The organism is Streptomyces cinereospinus, assembly GCF_042430725.1.
Taxonomy (GTDB): domain Bacteria; phylum Actinomycetota; class Actinomycetes; order Streptomycetales; family Streptomycetaceae; genus Streptomyces; species Streptomyces cinereospinus.
The window spans coordinates 1-17380 of record NZ_JBHMCY010000088.1; the positions used below are offsets into that span (position 1 = coordinate 1).

The window sequence follows — 17380 nt, forward strand, 5'->3', positions numbered from 1 at the left end:
GTACCCGTTCCCAGCCGGGTCCGCGACAAGATCGCGAAGTCAGACTGGAGTATTAGCGCGTGAAGAAGGAGCCGCTTCGCGGCGCGACCACTCGCAGGGCGGCGTTGCCGCCGAACAGCAAGAGGAGCACGCGGAAGGTCGCCGGTTCGACCCCGGCCCCAGCCACCGCGGAAACCCCCGTCGAGATCATCGGCGGGGGTTTCGCGTTGACCGCGGGCGGCCGGCCGAGCCGTCGCAAGGGCTCCGCGGGCACCCCGCAGACGCCCCCAGGCGTTCCACGGGCACCCCACCGGCCCCCGGGCGTCCCGCGGGCAACCCCCCGCAGCCTCCTCCACTCGGCCCCCATCCGCCGCCCACTCGGCCCCCACCCGTCCCGCCCCCGGACGAAATCGTTCGCCACGCATTTCCCGAGGATGAGATCCTGGAGGCCGTATGTCTACGCAGCCTGCCCTCGCCCCCCGCCTCACCGACCTCTCCCTGCGCGACGCGCACCGTCTCGGCCGCAGGCTCGAAGGCGCACGCAAGATCCGCAAGCCGGAGGCCCGCGCCGCCGTCCTCGCCGAGATCGAGGCGGAGGTCGAGAAGGCCGAGGCGCGGATGGCCGAGCGCCGGGCGCGCGTACCCGCCGTCACCTACCCCCCGCAGCTGCCGGTCAGCCAGAAGAAGGACGAGATCGCCGACGCGATCCGCGACCACCAGGTCGTGATCGTCGCCGGTGAGACCGGCTCCGGCAAGACCACGCAGATCCCCAAGATCTGCATGGAGCTCGGCCGGGGCGTCCGCGGCATGATCGGCCACACCCAGCCCCGCCGGATCGCCGCCCGCACGGTCGCCGAGCGGGTGGCGCAGGAGCTGGACACCCCGCTCGGCGAGACCGTCGGATGGAAGGTCCGCTTCACCGACCAGGTGAACCCGGACGCCACCTTCGTCAAGCTGATGACCGACGGCATCCTGCTCGCCGAGATCCAGACCGACCGCGAGCTGCGCGCCTACGACACGATCATCATCGACGAGGCCCACGAGCGCTCCCTCAACATCGACTTCCTGCTCGGCTACCTCGCCCAGCTGCTGCCCCGGCGCCCCGACCTCAAGGTCGTCATCACCTCGGCGACCATCGACCCCGAGCGCTTCTCCCGGCATTTCGGCGACGCCCCGATCATCGAGGTCAGCGGACGGACGTACCCCGTCGAGGTGCGCTACCGGCCCCTGCTCGAAGAGGACTCCGACGACGCCGACCGCGACCAGATCACCGCGATCATCGACGCCGTGGAGGAGCTCCAGCAGGAGGGCCGGGGCGACATCCTGGTCTTCCTCTCCGGCGAACGCGAGATCCGGGACACCGCGGACGCCCTCACCAGGAAGCAGTACCGCGCCACCGAGATCCTCCCCCTCTACGCCCGCCTCTCGCACGCCGAGCAGCACCGCGTCTTCCAGCCGCACACCGGACGCAGGATCGTTCTGGCGACCAACGTCGCCGAGACGTCCCTCACCGTCCCGGGCATCAAGTACGTCATCGACCCCGGCTTCGCCCGGATCTCCCGCTACAGCCACCGCACCAAGGTGCAGCGCCTGCCCATCGAGCCGGTCTCCCAGGCCAGCGCCAACCAGCGCAAGGGCCGCTGCGGCCGGACCAGCGACGGCATCTGCATCCGCCTGTACAGCGAGGAGGACTTCCTCGCCCGGCCGGAGTTCACGGACGCGGAGGTCCTGCGGACGAACCTGGCGAGCGTCATCCTGCAGATGACCGCCGCCGGCCTCGGCGACATCGAGAAGTTCCCCTTCATCGACCCGCCGGACCACCGCAACATCCGCGACGGCGTCCAGCTGCTCCAGGAGCTCGGCGCGCTGGACCCCGCCCAGAAGGACCCGCGCAAGCGCCTCACGGACACCGGCCGCAAGCTCGCCCAGCTCCCGGTCGACCCGCGCCTGGCCCGGATGGTCCTGGAGGCCGACCGCAACGGCTGCGTCCGCGAGGTCATGGTCATAGCCGCCGCCCTGTCCATCCAGGACCCCCGCGAACGGCCCGCGGACAAGCAGACCCAGGCCGACCAGCAGCATGCCCGCTTCAAGGACGAGACCAGCGACTTCCTCGCCTACCTCAACCTGTGGCGGTACGTCCGCGAGCAGCAGAAGGAGCGCGGCTCGTCGTCCTTCCGCCGCATGTGCAAGCAGGAGTACCTCAACTTCCTGCGCATTCGCGAATGGCAGGACATCTACACCCAGCTGCGCACGGTCGCCAAGCAGATGGGCATCCACCTCAACGACGAGGACGCCCCCGCCGACCGCGTCCACGTCTCCCTCCTCGCCGGCCTGCTCTCGCACATCGGCATGAAGGACGTGAAGGACGGCAACAAGAACGAGTACCTGGGCACCCGCAACGCCAAGTTCGCGATCTTCCCCGGCTCCGCCCTGTTCCGGAAGCAGCCCCGCTTCGTGATGTCCGCCGAGCTGGTGGAGACGAGCCGGCTGTGGGCGCGTGTCAACGCGAAGATCGAGCCGGAGTGGGTCGAACCGCTCGCCGGTCACCTGATCAAGCGGACGTACAGCGAACCGCACTGGGAGAAGGACCAGGCCGCGGTGATGGCGTACGAGAAGGTCACGCTGTACGGCGTGCCGATCGTGGCCCAGCGGAAGGTGAACTACGGCCGGATCGACCCGGAGGTCTCCCGGGAGCTCTTCCTCCGCAACGCGCTGGTCGAGGGCGACTGGCGCACGCACCACAGGTTCTTCGCCGACAACCGCCGGCTCCTGAGCGAGGTCGAGGAGCTGGAGCACCGCGCCCGGCGCCGGGACATCGTCGTGGACGACGAGACCCTGTTCGACTTCTACGACCAGCGGGTGCCCGAACACGTCGTCTCCGGCGCGCACTTCGACTCCTGGTGGAAGCACAAGCGGCACGAGCAGCCGGACTTCCTGGACTTCGAACGCGAGATGCTGATCCGCGAGTCGGCGGAGGCGGTCACCAAGGCCGACTACCCCGACTCCTGGCGGCAGGGGCAGCTCACGTTCCGTGTCACGTACCAGTTCGAGCCGGGCGCGGACGCCGACGGCGTGACCGTCCACATCCCGCTCCAGGTCCTCAACCAGGTCACCGACGAGGGCTTCGACTGGCAGATCCCGGGCCTGCGGGAGGAACTGGTCACGGAGCTCATCCGCTCCCTGCCCAAGCCGATCCGCCGCAACTACGTCCCCGCGCCGAACTTCGCCAAGCGCTTCCTGGACACGGCCGCCCCCCTCCAGGAGCCGCTCACCACCACCATGGCCCGCGAGCTGAAGCGGATGGTCGGCGTCCCGTTCACCGCCGACGACTTCGACTGGTCCAAGGTCCCCGACCACCTGCGCGTCACCTTCCGGATCGTCGACGAGCGGCGCCGCAAGCTGGCCGAGGACAAGGACCTGGAGACGCTGAGGCTCCAGCTCAAGCCGAGGGCGAGGAAGGCGCTGTCGCAGGCGGCGGCCGCCACCGCCGTGCGCCAAGGCGGCGAGTCGGTGGAGCGCAAGGGCCTGACCGACTGGACCATCGGCACCCTCGACCGCGTCTTCGAGACCCGCCGCGCCGGCCAGCCGGTCAAGGCGTACCCGGCGCTCGTCGACGACGGCGACACGGTCTCCGTACGCCTCTTCGACACGGAGGCGGAGCAGGCCGAGGCCATGTGGCAGGGCACCCGCCGGCTCATCCTGCGCAACATCCCGGTCAATCCCGCGAAGTTCGCGTCCGGGAAGCTGACGAACGCGCAGAAGCTCGCGCTGTCCGCCAACCCGCACGGCTCCGTGCAGGCCCTGTTCGACGACTGCGCGACGGCGGCCGCGGACAAGCTGATCGCCGACTTCGGCGGTCCGGCCTGGGACGAGGAGTCGTACCGCACGCTCTACGACAAGGTGCGCGCCGAGATCGTCGACACGACCGTGCGGACGGTGGACCAGGTGCAGCAGGTGCTGGCCGCCTGGCAGGCCTGTGAGCGCCGTCTGAAGGCCGTACGCAGCCCCGCGCTGCTGCCGAACCTCCAGGACGTCCGCGGGCAGCTGGACGCCCTGGTGAAGCCCGGCTTCGTGACGGAGACGGGGCTGCGGCGCCTGGCGGACCTGATGCGGTACCTGGTGGCCGCCGAACGGCGCCTCCAGCAGATGCCGACCAACGTCCAGCGGGACACCACGCGCATGGCGAAGGTCCACGAGATGCTGGACGAGTACGCCTGGCTGCTGGAGCAGCTGCCGCAGGGCCGCCCCGTGCCCGCCTCGGTGCGGGACATCCGCTGGATGATCGAGGAGCTCCGGGTCAGCTACTTCGCGCACGCGCTGGGCACCGCCCACCCCGTCTCGGACAAGCGGATCGTGAAGGCGATCGACGCGGCGGCGCCGTGACGGAGCCCGTACGCAGGGTGAGTTCGACCCGGCGCCCACCCTCCTGTACAGTCTCTTCTCGCAGCGCACCGCACGAACAGCGCAGCGAAACCTGGTCCTGTGGAGCAGTTTGGAGTGCTCGCCACCCTGTCAAGGTGGAGGCCGCGGGTTCAAATCCCGTCAGGACCGCATCCAGGTGAGAGCCCGGGTTCCTCGGAACCCGGGCTCTTTCGCGTGCCGCCGCGGGACGGCGCGGGCTCCCGTACGCCTCCGCCTGCCTCCCCGCCTGCCTCCGCTCGTCTCCGCGCACCTTGACGGCGTCACATTCGCTCGGTACTCAGAAAGCAGGGCGACGCGCCCGCAGGGCCCCCGGAGGTGGCGTATGACGGCATCGGTGCGGCACGAGACGCGAGCGCTGCTGCGCGCCCATCTGTCGGCCGCGTCGTCGTACCGGCATCTGACCCGGCACTGCCCGGTCTGCCACCGGCTGCTGCGGCTCGCCATGGACTCCGCGCCCCGGGCGGCGGACGTCCGCGAGGAGGACGCCGGGGAAGAGGACCCCGGCGGCGCCTGAGCGCACGGCCCCGGAAGCCTCAACTCCCTTACTGCACATAGTCCAGAGGCAACAAGCAGCCTGGCATGTGACGGGAGTCACCGCATGAGTTTCCGCAACGGCGGTACTTACCCAGCTCCTACAACTGGTCAATTTTATATGTGCCATTGCACTCCCTTGGCGGGCTTCCTCACAGCAGCTCCGACACCCCTCCCCAGACTCCGACAAGCCCGCCCACAGTCCGGGCACCGCGCGCACAAAAAAGATCGCGCTGGACCCGGCGGAGTCCAGCGCGATCTACGACGCACCCTGTCAGTTGCCTCAAGGCCTCGGGCGAGGGCCCTGTTGGGGCAGGGCCCGCGTCGCTTGGAGCTTGGCTGCGGACGCCTCGGCCGATGGGGGACCAGCCGGTTCGTCCGGTTATTGAGTTGTTCAGGCCTCGCTGCGCTGCTGCGGGATGCCCGCGAGCAGAGCGCGGACCTCGGCCTCGCGGTAGCGGCGGTGCCCGCCGAGCGTGCGGATGGACGTGAGCTTGCCGGCCTTCGCCCACCGCGTGACCGTCTTCGGGTCGACTCGGAACATCGTGGCGACCTCAGCCGGGGTCAGCAGCGGCTCGGCATCAGGGGTGCGAGCGGTCATGAGCGGCCTCCTCGGGAGAACCGAACCTTCTCGGTTCTTTCCTCTAAATTCTGCACCTTGACCCGCGTTGCCCGAAATGGCGGACGCGAGTCGAGTCGGTTATAGGACGAACGGCTTGTCCTCGGCACTACAACTACACCATCTGTCCAGCCGCGTCGGCCAAACCGATGGAATTGCCCTCCCAGGTGTTCATCAGCGACGGATGCCGATGGACCATGCCATAGCGGACAGTCACGCCACTGTGACGATCAGTCACAGTGGCGATCAGGAGTCACCGGACCCCCTAAAGCGTGCAATGCGGAGATTCCGCCCACAGTGGAGCACATCAGGACGGACGGAGTCCTCCCCGGACTCCTTGTCCTATTTTGGCATGAGGACGGGCAAGGACCGCAAGGGACGTGTACGTGCGCTCCATCATGCTTGTCGCATGCATCACACACTTGACACATACGCCCAGATCGCGCTCTAGATCCCTTGTTGACGCCCAGTAAGGTACGTCACAGAACAGTACGTCAGTTCGCCGAACGCAGGTCGCGCACCGCGCGCCAGCGCTCCACCAGCCGCCCGTACGCCTCGCCCGCCGCGACCCCGTCGCCCACGCGCAGCGCCTCGATCCCCTCGGCCACGTCGGCCGCCGAGTGATCGCCCTCCAGATCGCCGGCCGGCAGGACGTGCACCAGCCCGCCGTAGTCCAGCTCCACCAGCGCGCGGGGGTGGAACTCCTCCAGCCAGCGCCCGACGTCCACCAGCTCGTCGATCAGCGGTCCCTCGTCCATGGCGTCGCGCAGCGTGCGCAGGGAGCGGGCCACCCGGCGCCGGGCCTGCACCATGGGCGTGCGGTAGCGCAGCACCGGCGGGGCGTCGGGGGTGCCGCCGGAGCCCTTGGCGTACTCCCGCTCCGCGTCGGAGACGAGCACGAACCAGGTCAGCGGCACCTGCCAGGTCGCCGAGCGGATCCAGGGGCGGGCGTCGGGGTGGCCGGCCAGCCAGCGCTCGTAGTCCTGCGTGGCCTGGTGGCGCACCAGCGGCGGCAGCACGGCGTCCAGCAGCGGCGGCGGCAGCTCCTCGGCCAGGTCGCCGAGCGCCTGCCAGCCGCGCAGCCGGGTCCGCCAGGGGCAGACGTGGACCGCCCCGCCGGCCTCCAGCACGAAGGCGTCACGGCTCTCGTGCACCGGCACCGGCACCGGCGGGGTGGGCAGCAGGTCGGCCAGCGAGCGGCGGAGTTCGTCCTGGTACGAGGGACGCTCCGGGCGGCGGGCGTAGCGGGCCCAGTGGTCGCGCTCGGGCTCCGGGAAGGCGGCCAGCGGCTCGTACACGCGCAGGTACGCCGCGTACGGGACGATCACCGAGGACACCTTGGGCACGCCTGCTCCCTCCCCCGCCGCCTGCCGGGGAAACCTGCGGAACCGCCCGCGAGCGCGCGGGAGAACTCCGCGCATCGTCGCACGGACGTACTCCGTGCGGAGGTGATCTCGAACACTGTCCGGTCGGGACGGCCCGAAGGCTCTAATCTCATGCTCACGGGCCCCGCGCGACCCTCCCCCACTGCCACAAGCGCGGGGGACCGCCCGAGGGTCCCGACCCCATCGCCGCTTCTTGCCTCAGGAGTCACCACCGTGACCGACGTAACCGGCGCACCTGCTGATGTACTGCACACCCTGTTCCGGTCGGACCAGGGCGGTCATGAGCAAGTCGTGCTCTGCCAGGACCGCGCGAGCGGCCTGAAGGCCGTGATCGCCATCCACTCCACCGCCGTCGGCCCCGCGCTCGGCGGTACCCGCTTCTACCCGTACGCCACCGAGGCCGAGGCCGTCGCCGACGCGCTCAACCTCGCGCGCGGGATGTCGTACAAGAACGCCATGGCCGGGCTCGACCATGGCGGCGGCAAGGCCGTGATCATCGGCGATCCCGACCGGATCAAGACCGAGGAGCTGCTGCTCGCCTACGGCCGCTTCGTGGCCTCGCTCGGCGGCCGGTACGTCACCGCCTGCGACGTCGGCACGTACGTCGCCGACATGGACGTGGTGGCCCGCGAGTGCCGCTGGACCACCGGCCGCTCCCCCGAGCACGGCGGCGCCGGCGACTCCTCCGTCCTCACCGCCCTCGGCGTCTACCAGGGCATGCGCGCCTCCGCCCAGCACCTGTGGGGCGACCCGTCGCTGCGCGGCCGCCGGGTCGGCATCGCCGGCGTCGGCAAGGTCGGCCACCACCTGGTGGCGCACCTGAGGGCGGAGGGCGCCGAGGTGTTCGTCACGGACGTCCGCGAGCAGGCCGTGCGCCGGGTCGCCGAGCGGCACCCGGACGTCACGGCGGTCGCCGACACCGACACGCTGATCCGCGTCGAGGGGCTCGACATCTACGCCCCCTGCGCGCTCGGCGGGGCGCTGAACGACCACTCCGTGCCGGTGCTGACCGCGCGGGTCGTCTGCGGCGCGGCCAACAACCAGCTCGCCCACCCGGGCGTCGAGAAGGACCTCGCCGACCGCGGGATCCTCTACGCGCCCGACTACGTGGTGAACGCCGGCGGGGTCATCCAGGTCGCCGACGAGCTGCACGGCTTCGACTTCGACCGGTGCAGGGCGAAGGCGGCGCGGATCTACGACACCACGCTGGCCATATTCGCACGCGCGAAGGAAGACGGCATTCCGCCGGCCGCCGCGGCCGACCGGATCGCCGAGCAGCGGATGGCGGAGGCCCGCGCGGCCCGCGGATGGTGACGGTCCGCAGGGCTCGTCCGCGGGTTTGAGCGGTACCTGCCGGTGGACGGTTGGAGAGAACTCTCACTTCTACCGGCGGGTCGTCCGCCAATAAGTGGTTAAAATCGCCACTGACCAGCGAGGACAGGGCGCCTCAAAGGTTCTGGGCAGACGCGCGTGCTGCGGGCGACGTACCGTATGGGCGCGGGCTCAGGTACCGTGGAAGCCCTACGGACCGGTCTCTCCGCGGAGAGCCCGTTCCGGATCATGAACGCGTGTCAAGACTCTGGGGCCGTCGAGCCCCGTCGTTGAGGGGGTCGAGCCATGGGGCGCGGCCGGGCCAAGGCCAAGCAGACGAAGGTCGCCCGCCAGCTGAAGTACAACAGCGGTGGGACGGACCTCTCACGCCTGGCCGAGGAGCTGGGCGCATCGACGTCGAACACGTCACCGAACACGAACGGTGACAGGTTCGAGGACGATGAGCACGACGACGACCTGTACGCACGGTACGCCGACCTCTATGAGGACGACGACGAGGACGAGGACGACGATTCCTCGCGCCACCGTCGCGGCGCTTGACCTTGCACCAGCAGCAACCCGGTCGGTGACCTCGGTCTCCGACCGGGTTCTGTGCTGCCCGCGGGGCCTCAGCCGGCGTAGTCGCCCACCAGGGCCGCCCCGGTGGTGTGCGCGCCACGGTCCGTGATCTCACCGGCGACCCACGCGTCGACCCCGCGGTCGGCCAGCGTCGCCAGGGCCACCTCGGTGGACTCCTCCGGGACGATCGCGATCATGCCGACGCCCATGTTGAGGGTCTTCTCCAGCTCCAGGCGTTCGACGGAGCCCGTCCGGCCGACGAGGTCGAAGACCGGCGCCGGGGTCCAGGTGGAGCGGTCCACGACCGCGTGCAGGCCGTCCGGGACGACACGGGCCAGGTTGGCCGCGAGGCCGCCGCCCGTGACGTGGCTGAAGGCGTGCACCTCGGTGGTGCGGGTGAGGGCCAGGCAGTCCAGCGAGTAGATCTTCGTGGGCTCCAGCAGTTCCTCGCCCAGGGTGCGGCCGAGCTCGTCGACGCGGGCGTCCAGGGACAGGCCCGCCTGGTTCAGCAGCACGTGCCGGACCAGCGAGTACCCGTTCGAGTGAAGACCGGAGGACGCCATGGCGATGACGGCGTCACCCGTTCGGATGCGATCCGCGCCGAGCAGCCGGTCGGCCTCCACCACGCCCGTACCGGCGCCGGCGACGTCGAAGTCGTCCGCGCCCAGCAGCCCGGGGTGCTCGGCCGTCTCGCCGCCCACCAGGGCGCAGCCGGCCAGCACACAGCCCTCGGCGATGCCCTTCACGATCGCGGCGACCCGCTCGGGGTGGACCTTGCCGACGCAGATGTAGTCGGTCATGAACAGCGGCTCGGCACCGCACACCACGATGTCGTCCATGACCATCGCGACCAGGTCGTGGCCGATCGTGTCGTACACGCCGAGCTGACGGGCGATGTCGACCTTGGTGCCGACGCCGTCCGTGGCGGAGGCGAGCAGCGGCCGCTCGTAGCGCTTGAGGGCGGAGGCGTCGAAGAGGCCGGCGAAGCCGCCGAGGCCGCCGAGGACCTCGGGGCGCTGGGCCTTCTTCACCCATTCCTTCATCAGCTCGACCGCGCGGTCGCCCGCCTCGATGTCGACGCCCGCGGCTGCGTAGCTGGCACCAGTTGTCTCAGACATGGCTTTGAGAACCTTCGTGTCGTACGGCAGGTAACGCGGACGGCTACGGGCGACGGATGGCGTCGGCGGCGGCCGTGGCGGCGGGACCGGCGGCGAGCTCGGTCTCCAGGAGCTGCTTGCCCAGCAGCTCGGGGTCGGGCAGCTCCATCGGGTACTCGCCGTCGAAGCAGGCGCGGCAGAGGTTCGGCTTGGCGATGGTGGTCGCCTCGATCATGCCGTCGATGGAGATGTACGCCAGCGAGTCGGCGCCCAGCGAGGTGCCGATCTCGTCGGTGGACATGCCGTTGGCGATCAGCTCGGCGCGGGTGGCGAAGTCGATGCCGAAGAAGCACGGCCACTTCACGGGCGGCGAGGAGATGCGGATGTGCACTTCGGCGGCGCCGGCCTCGCGCAGCATGCGCACCAGGGCGCGCTGGGTGTTGCCGCGGACGATGGAGTCGTCGACGACGACCAGCCGCTTGCCCTTGATGACTTCCTTCAGCGGGTTCAGCTTGAGCCGGATACCGAGCTGGCGGATGGTCTGGGAGGGCTGGATGAACGTCCGGCCGACGTAGGCGTTCTTCACCAGGCCCGCGCCGAACGGGATGCCGGAGGCCTCGGCGTAGCCGATGGCGGCCGGGGTGCCGGACTCCGGGGTCGCTATGACCAGGTCGGCCTCGGCCGGCGCCTCCTTGGCGAGGCGGCGGCCCATCTCCACCCGGGAGAGGTACACGTTCCGGCCGGCGATGTCGGTGTCGGGACGGGCCAGGTACACGTACTCGAAGACGCAGCCCTTGGGCTTCGCGTCCGCGAATCGGGAGCTGCGCAGGCCGTTCTCGTCGATGGCGAGGAACTCGCCCGGCTCCACCTCGCGGACGAAGCTGGCGCCGACGATGTCGAGGGCGGCGGTCTCGGAGGCGACGACCCAGCCGCGCTCCAGGCGGCCCAGCACCAGCGGGCGGATGCCCTGCGGGTCACGGGCGGCGTACAGCGTGTGCTCGTCCATGAAGGCGAGGCTGAAGGCGCCCCTGACCTGCGGCAGCACCACCGGTGCCGCCTCCTCGACGGTCAGTGGCTTGCCGTCGGCGTCGACCTGGGCGGCCAGCAGGGCCGTCAGCAGGTCGGTGTCGTTGGTGGCCGCGACCCGGGTGGTACGGCCGTCCTGCTTGGGCAGTTCGGCGACCATCTCGGCGAGCCGGGCCGTGTTGACCAGGTTGCCGTTGTGGCCGAGCGCGATGGAGCCGTGCGCGGTGGCCCTGAACGTCGGCTGGGCGTTCTCCCACACCGAGGCACCGGTGGTGGAGTAGCGGGCGTGACCGACCGCGATGTGGCCCTGCAGGGAACCGAGCGAGGTCTCGTCGAAGACCTGGGAGACCAGGCCCATGTCCTTGAAGACGAGGATCTGGGAGCCGTTGCTGACCGCGATTCCCGCGGACTCCTGGCCCCGATGCTGGAGGGCGTAGAGCCCGAAGTACGAGAGCTTTGCGACCTCTTCGCCCGGAGCCCAGACACCGAAGACGCCGCATGCGTCCTGGGGGCCCTTCTCGCCGGGAAGCAGATCGTGATTGAGTCGACCGTCACCACGTGGCACGCCACCGAGTGTAGGCGAGGTCGACCACTGGTCCGAATTGGGGATACCTGGCGGTAAGGGGTCACCGCCCTGCGACGGCGGTCACGGACTCGCCGTTTGCGCTGGTCAGCGTGAGGGTGCGGTGCTCAAGGCGGTACGTCACGGTGCCGTCGAAGAGGCGCAGGAGACGCTTTTCGGCGGCCATGAGTGAGGCTTCGCACATCATGCGCGTGGTGGACGCGGGGCCGAGGGTGACGCGGCCGTCGCGGACGGTGGCCTCGGCGTTCACCTTGTTGCAGGTGAGGCGGCCGGCGACGGTGCCCGCGGCCCGGTCGAAGGTGAGGTGCGGGGGGCCCGCGGCGCCCTGCGGGAGAGGCTCCGCGACCCCTTCGGGGCCGCCCTCGCCGAGGGCCGTGACCGTCCACCGCGTGCCGTACAGCGGGGCGGCCTGCTGCCGGGTCAGGCGGACCGTGTCGCCGGCGTCCGTGGTGAGGGTCAGGCGGCCGCCGTCGACCTCGGTCCGCAGCGGACCGTCGGCGAGGGTGCGGGCGAGGTTCTCCTCGAACACCATGGGCCCCTTCTCGCAGGCCATCTCGGTCACCGTGGCGTCGCCGAGCCGGACCCGGCCGCCCTCGAAGGAGGCCCGCGCGGTGAAGTGGTTGCAGCCGTAGTCGCCCCGGGCCCGGCCGCTCTCGTCGATCGTGACGTGCGCGTCGGTGGGGGCGGCGTGCTCCCTGCCGTCGACGGTGACGCTGTCGACGCTCCAGTGGACGCCGGTGACGGGCCGGGCGGTGCCGGCCGTCGTGCTGTCCGCCTGCTCGCTGCCGCAGGCGGCGGCGAGGGGCAGGAGGGCGAGGGCCGCGGTACGGGTGATGCGCTGCTTCTGCCTGGACATGCCGGTTCGACGGGGCGGGTGGGTGACCGGTTCCCGTCTCAGCCGAGCAGCGGCAGCCAGGCGCTCAGATCCGCCCGCTCACCGCTCGCCCTGACCTGCGCCTGAGCCAGCGCCGCCGGCCACCGCAGCCGTCCGGTGGCGAGCCGGATCCAGGTCAGCGGGTCGGTCTCGACGACGTTGGGCGGGGTGCCACGGGTGTGCCGGGGCCCCTCGACGCACTGCACGACGGCGTACGGCGGGATCCGTACCTCCGTCGACCCGCCGGGCGCCTTCACCGCCAGCGCGTCCGCGAGCAGCCGGGTGCAGGCGGCGAGCGCCTGGCGGTCGTACGGGATCTGGAGGCCCGGCACGGCGGCGTTCAGGTCGTCGGTGTGCACGACGAGTTCGACGGTCCGGGTCACGAGGTAGTCGTCGAGGGACATCGCACCGGTGCGGGCCGCGAGCAGGCGGCTGCCGGGTGCGGTGGCCAGCGCCTCGGTGAGGCGCCGCTCGGTGCGGGCGTAGAGGGCGTCCAGGCCGGCGTGGCCGGCGGCGAGCCGCCGGGTGCCTTCGGCGATGTCCCCGGCGCGGGCCGCCGTGGCGAAGGGCCAGTCGAGCAGGGTCAGTTCCGGCTTCGCCGGCTCCTCCCGCTCCAGGTCGCGGCTGACGGTCTCCACGGCCGTCGTCAGGTGCGCGGCCAGGTCCCGGACGGTCCAGTCGCCGAGGCGGGTGGGCAGCGCCGCCTGCTCGCCGGACAGGCCGTGCACGGCCCGCCGTACGTGGCCGAACTGGGCGAGGACCGCGCCGCGGATCTTCGCCGGGTCGTAACTGCGGGTGCGCTTCTTGGCCGGGGGCATGACGGTGAGCGTAGGCGAAGGCCCCGCCCGGCTTCACCGGCCGGGCGGGGCCTCGCCGCACGGGCTTCCGGTCAGGCCAGGAGCGCCGGGATGGTGCTCTCGTGGGCCGTGCGCAGCTCCTCCAGGGAGAGGGCGAACTCGCCCTGGACGTCCACCGCGTCGCCGTCCACGACGCCGATCCGGGTGGCCGGCAGGCCGCGGGCGCCGCACATGTCGGTGAAGCGGAGTTCCTCGGAGCGCGGGACGGCGACGATCGCGCGGCCCGCGGACTCGGAGAACAGGAACGTGAACGCGTCCAGGCCGTCCGGGACGACCAGGCGGGCGCCCTTGCCGCCGAGCAGCGCCGACTCGACGACCGCCTGGACCAGGCCCCCGTCCGACAGGTCGTGCGCGGAGTCGATCATGCCGTCGCGGGAGGCGGAGATCAGGATCTCGGCGAGCAGGCGCTCGCGCTCCAGGTCGACCTCGGGCGGCAGGCCGCCGAGGTGGTCGTGGACGACCTGGGACCAGGCCGAGCCGCCGAACTCCTCGCGGGTGTCGCCGAGGAGGTAGAGCAGCTGGCCCTCCTCCTGGAAGGCGACCGGGGTGCGGCGGGCGACGTCGTCGATGACACCGAGGACCGCGACGACCGGCGTCGGGTGGATCGCCGCCTCGCCCGTCTGGTTGTAGAGCGAGACGTTGCCGCCGGTCACCGGCGTGCCGAGCTGTTGGCAGGCGTCCGCGAGACCGCGCACGGCCTCGGCGAACTGCCACATCACCGCGGGGTCCTCCGGCGAGCCGAAGTTCAGGCAGTCGGAGACCGCGAGCGGCGTGGCGCCGGTCGTGGCCACGTTCCGGTAGGCCTCCGCGAGGGCCAGCTGCGCGCCCTTGTACGGGTCCAGCTTGGCGTACCGGCCGTTGCCGTCGGTGGCGATGGCGACGCCCAGGCCGGTCTTCTCGTCGATCCGGATCATGCCGGAGTCCTCGGGCTGGGCGAGGACGGTGTTGCCCTGCACGAAGCGGTCGTACTGCGAGGTGATCCACTTCTTGGAGGCCTGGTTGGGGGACCCGACCAGCTTGAGGACCTGGTCCTTCAGCTCCTCGGCGGTCCCCGGGCGGGGCAGCTTGCCCGCGTCGTCCGCCTGGAGTCCGTCCTGCCAGGACGGTCGGGCGTACGGGCGCTCGTAGGTCGGTCCCTCGTGGGCGACGGTGCGCGGGTCGACGTCGACGATCTTCTCGCCGTGCCAGTAGATCTCCAGCCGGTCGCCGTCGGTCACCTCGCCGATGACGGTGGCGATGACGTCCCACTTCTCGCAGATCTCCAGGAAGCGGTCGACCTTGTCCGGCTCGACGACCGCGCACATCCGCTCCTGCGACTCGCTCATCAGGATCTCCTCGGGGGAGAGCGTGGAGTCGCGCAGGGGGACGTCGTCGAGGACGACCGTCATGCCGCCGGAGCCGTTGGACGCCAGTTCCGAGGTGGCGCAGGACAGGCCCGCCGCGCCCAGGTCCTGGATGCCGACGACCAGCTTCTCGGCGAACGCCTCCAGGGTGCACTCGATGAGCAGCTTCTCCTGGAACGGGTCGCCCACCTGGACGGCCGGGCGCTTGCTCGGCTTGGCGTCGTCGAAGGTCTCGGAGGCCAGGATCGACGCGCCGCCGATGCCGTCGCCGCCGGTCCGGGCGCCGTACAGGACCACCTTGTTGCCCGCGCCGGACGCCTTGGCGAGGTGGATGTCCTCGTGCCGCATCACACCGATGCAGCCGGCGTTGACCAGCGGGTTGCCCTGGTAGCAGGAGTCGAAGACGACCTCGCCGCCGATGTTGGGCAGGCCCAGGCAGTTGCCGTAGCCGCCGATGCCGGCGACCACGCCGGGCAGGACGCGCTTGGTGTCGGGGTGGTCGGCGGCGCCGAAGCGCAGCGGGTCGACCACCGCGACCGGGCGGGCGCCCATCGCGATGATGTCGCGGACGATGCCGCCGACACCCGTGGCCGCGCCCTGGTAGGGCTCGACGTACGACGGGTGGTTGTGCGACTCGACCTTGAAGGTGACCGCGTAGCCCTGGCCGACGTCCACGACGCCGGCGTTCTCGCCGATGCCGACCAGCAGCGCGTCGCTCTGCGGCGCCTTCTCGCCGAACTGGCGGAGGTGGACCTTGGAGGACTTGTAGCTGCAGTGCTCGGACCACATCACCGAGTACATGGCGAGCTCGGCGCCGGTCGGGCGGCGGCCGAGGATCTCGACCACGCGCTCGTACTCGTCCTTCTTCAGGCCGAGTTCGGCCCAGGGCAGCTCGACGTCGGGGGTCGCGGCCGCGTGCTCGACCGTGTCCAGAGGCGTCCGGCTCATGCGTTGACCAGCTTCTTGAGGATCGAGGTGAAGAACGGCAGGCCGTCGGTGCGGCCGGTGCCGATGAGGGACTCGACGGCGTGCTCGGGGTGCGGCATCAGGCCGACCACGTTGCCGGCCTCGTTGGTGACGCCGGCGATGTCGCGCAGCGAGCCGTTGGGGTTGACGTCCAGGTAGCGGAAGGCGACCCGGCCCTCGGCCTCCAGCTCGTCGAGCGTGCGCTCGTCGGCGACGTACTGCCCGTCGATGTTCTTCAGCGGGATGCGGATCTCCTGGCCGGCGGCGTAGTCGCTGGTCCAGGCGGTGCCCGCGTTCTCCACCCGCAGCTTCTGGTCGCGGCAGACGAAGTGCAGGTGGTTGTTGCGCAGCATCGTGCCGGGCAGCAGGTGGGCCTCGGTGAGGATCTGGAAGCCGTTGCAGATGCCGAGGACCGGCAGGCCGGCCTTCGCCTGATCGATGACCGTGCTCATCACCGGAGAGAAGCGGGCGATGGCACCGGCCCGCAGATAGTCGCCGTAGGAGAAGCCTCCGCACAGCACCACCGCGTCGACCTGCTTGAGGTCCTTGTCCTTGTGCCACAGGGCGACGGGTTCGGCGCCGGCGACACGGATCGCGCGCTGCGTGTCCCGGTCGTCGAGGCTGCCCGGGAAAGTGACGACGCCGATACGAGCGGTCACTTCGCGGCCTCCGCGACTTCCTCCACCTTGACGGTGAAGTCCTCGATCACGGTGTTGGCGAGGAAGGATTCCGCGAGCTCGTGGATGCGGGCGAGCGCGGCCTCGTCGACCGGTCCGTCCACTTCCAGTTCGAATCGCTTTCCCTGACGTACGTCGGAGATGCCGTCGAAACCGAGGCGCGGCAGTGCGCGCTGCACCGCCTGGCCCTGGGGGTCGAGGATCTCCGGCTTGAGCATGACGTCGACTACGACGCGTGCCACTGGCACTCCCGGTGTGTGGTGCTGAGCAGGTTCCTTCAGACTACCCGCCCAAAATTTCTACGCGGGTAGAGTTGTAGGAAGCTACGGATCCAAGGTCACGGTCGGGCATCGGCGGGGCGCGTTCACGAAAAGTTCCAGGAAAGATCCGAGATCCACCCGCGGGAGCTATTGCGCCGGGACACGCGGGAAGATTTAGTCGGGCTTCACAATGCTTTGCCGGGCACTGTACAAATGAATTGGCAAAAGCCGACACTCGGCATGTCGTCGCAGCTGGGCTGGATAGACGTGCCGTACGAAGGGACCGATATTCGTGGCGCAGAAGGTCGTGGTCACGCTCTTTGACGACATCGACGGCTCGGAAGCGGCGGAAACGATCGCCTTCGGACTCGACGGCACGTCGTACGAGATCGACCTGAATCAAGCCAATGCCAAGAAACTGCGTAAGGCGCTCGCGCCGTACGTGGAGGCCGGCCGCAAGCGGTCGAAGTCCGGCAAGGCCTACCGGGAGACCGAGGTCGCCCCCGACCCGGCGGCCGTCCGGGCCTGGGCGCAGGCCAACAGGATGGACGTCCCCGCGCGGGGCCGCATCCCCAAGAAGGTCTACGAGGCGTTCGCCGCGGCCCAGTGAGTCCGTCCGGCCCTCCGGCACGACTGCGTGCGCCGCCCTGCCCACGGCCCCGGCCGCTCCCCCGAGCAGCCGACTTGCATTGCACCCCTGGTGATCAGCTAGAGTCTGGAGCACGCCGAGGGGCGGGGCGGAAAAGCCCAGCTCACGGAGTACATGCGGGTGTAGTTCAGTAGTAGAACATCCCCCTTCCAGGGGGAAGGCGCAGTGTGCGATTCCTGTCACCCGCTCTGCATCGCCGTACGGACCACTCCGGTGGATCAG

General features: G+C 70.5%; 14 protein-coding genes and 2 tRNA genes. 7 read left to right on the plus strand and 9 right to left on the minus strand.

All coding sequences use genetic code 11. The features are described 5' to 3' along the window. Nucleotides 1–432: 432 nt before the first annotated feature. The 3 genes from hrpA (at nucleotide 433) to ACFF45_RS31190 (ending at nucleotide 4915) form a co-directional block, all read left to right on the plus strand. Nucleotides 433–4362 carry an ATP-dependent RNA helicase HrpA gene (gene hrpA / locus ACFF45_RS31180; RefSeq protein ID WP_381350142.1) on the plus strand — a complete coding sequence of 1310 codons (3930 nt, stop codon included), beginning with the start codon at nucleotides 433–435 and terminating at the stop codon, nucleotides 4360–4362. A gap of 93 nt (nucleotides 4363–4455) precedes the next feature. Next, nucleotides 4456–4530: transfer RNA gene (locus tag ACFF45_RS31185), tRNA-Asp, on the plus strand. Nucleotides 4531–4723: 193 nt separating this feature from the next. Continuing rightward, on the plus strand, nucleotides 4724–4915 hold the full coding sequence (locus ACFF45_RS31190) for a DUF6274 family protein (protein WP_381350143.1): 192 nt from the start codon (nucleotides 4724–4726) through the stop codon (nucleotides 4913–4915). A gap of 411 nt (nucleotides 4916–5326) precedes the next feature. Here the strand turns inward: ACFF45_RS31190 and bldC are convergent, their stop codons facing one another. Continuing rightward, nucleotides 5327–5533 carry a developmental transcriptional regulator BldC gene (gene bldC / locus ACFF45_RS31195; RefSeq protein WP_003949541.1) on the minus strand — a complete coding sequence of 69 codons (207 nt, stop codon included), beginning with the start codon at nucleotides 5531–5533 and terminating at the stop codon, nucleotides 5327–5329. Between the two features lie 512 nt (nucleotides 5534–6045). Next, nucleotides 6046–6897, minus strand: a complete 852-nt coding sequence (locus tag ACFF45_RS31200; protein ID WP_381350144.1) for a DUF8083 family protein — start codon at nucleotides 6895–6897, stop codon at nucleotides 6046–6048. A gap of 252 nt (nucleotides 6898–7149) precedes the next feature. Here ACFF45_RS31200 and ACFF45_RS31205 point away from each other — a divergent pair, with 252 nt between their 5' ends. Both ACFF45_RS31205 and ACFF45_RS31210 read left to right on the plus strand, forming a co-directional pair. Further along, the gene (locus tag ACFF45_RS31205) at nucleotides 7150–8250 is read left to right on the plus strand and encodes a Leu/Phe/Val dehydrogenase (RefSeq protein ID WP_381350145.1); all 1101 of its coding nucleotides are present in this window, start codon (nucleotides 7150–7152) and stop codon (nucleotides 8248–8250) included. A 303-nt stretch (nucleotides 8251–8553) separates the two neighbouring features. Further along, nucleotides 8554–8808 carry a DUF3073 domain-containing protein gene (locus ACFF45_RS31210; protein ID WP_141312914.1) on the plus strand — a complete coding sequence of 85 codons (255 nt, stop codon included), beginning with the start codon at nucleotides 8554–8556 and terminating at the stop codon, nucleotides 8806–8808. Nucleotides 8809–8876: 68 nt separating this feature from the next. Here the strand turns inward: ACFF45_RS31210 and purM are convergent, their stop codons facing one another. From purM to purS, 7 genes are all read right to left on the minus strand, one after another. Continuing rightward, on the minus strand, nucleotides 8877–9944 hold the full coding sequence (purM, locus tag ACFF45_RS31215) for a phosphoribosylformylglycinamidine cyclo-ligase (protein ID WP_381350147.1): 1068 nt from the start codon (nucleotides 9942–9944) through the stop codon (nucleotides 8877–8879). 43 nt (nucleotides 9945–9987) lie between these two features. Further along, on the minus strand, nucleotides 9988–11514 hold the full coding sequence (gene purF, locus ACFF45_RS31220; protein ID WP_381350148.1) for an amidophosphoribosyltransferase: 1527 nt from the start codon (nucleotides 11512–11514) through the stop codon (nucleotides 9988–9990). A 61-nt stretch (nucleotides 11515–11575) separates the two neighbouring features. Further along, nucleotides 11576–12388 (minus strand): META domain-containing protein, encoded by an 813-nt coding sequence (locus tag ACFF45_RS31225; protein ID WP_381350149.1) that lies wholly within the window; start codon nucleotides 12386–12388, stop codon nucleotides 11576–11578. A 38-nt stretch (nucleotides 12389–12426) separates the two neighbouring features. Next, a complete protein-coding gene (locus ACFF45_RS31230; protein WP_381350151.1) occupies nucleotides 12427–13224 on the minus strand; it encodes a maleylpyruvate isomerase family mycothiol-dependent enzyme in 798 nt (265 codons plus the stop codon). A gap of 71 nt (nucleotides 13225–13295) precedes the next feature. Continuing rightward, nucleotides 13296–15554 carry a phosphoribosylformylglycinamidine synthase subunit PurL gene (purL, locus tag ACFF45_RS31235; protein ID WP_381350152.1) on the minus strand — a complete coding sequence of 753 codons (2259 nt, stop codon included), beginning with the start codon at nucleotides 15552–15554 and terminating at the stop codon, nucleotides 13296–13298. Beyond that, on the minus strand, nucleotides 15551–16231 hold the full coding sequence (gene purQ, locus ACFF45_RS31240; protein WP_381350154.1) for a phosphoribosylformylglycinamidine synthase subunit PurQ: 681 nt from the start codon (nucleotides 16229–16231) through the stop codon (nucleotides 15551–15553). Before purQ ends, purL begins: the two co-directional genes overlap by 4 nt. Further along, nucleotides 16228–16491 carry a phosphoribosylformylglycinamidine synthase subunit PurS gene (gene purS, locus ACFF45_RS31245; protein WP_053763366.1) on the minus strand — a complete coding sequence of 88 codons (264 nt, stop codon included), beginning with the start codon at nucleotides 16489–16491 and terminating at the stop codon, nucleotides 16228–16230. The genes purQ and purS overlap by 4 nt, the downstream gene beginning before the upstream one ends. Nucleotides 16492–16801: 310 nt before the next feature. On the opposite strand from purS, the gene ACFF45_RS31250 reads away from it, so the two are divergent. Together ACFF45_RS31250 and ACFF45_RS31255 are read left to right on the plus strand one after the other, a co-directional pair. Then, nucleotides 16802–17119 (plus strand): histone-like nucleoid-structuring protein Lsr2, encoded by a 318-nt coding sequence (locus tag ACFF45_RS31250; RefSeq protein ID WP_381350155.1) that lies wholly within the window; start codon nucleotides 16802–16804, stop codon nucleotides 17117–17119. Between the two features lie 155 nt (nucleotides 17120–17274). Continuing rightward, nucleotides 17275–17346, plus strand: a tRNA-Gly gene (locus ACFF45_RS31255). Nucleotides 17347–17380 lie beyond the last annotated feature (34 nt).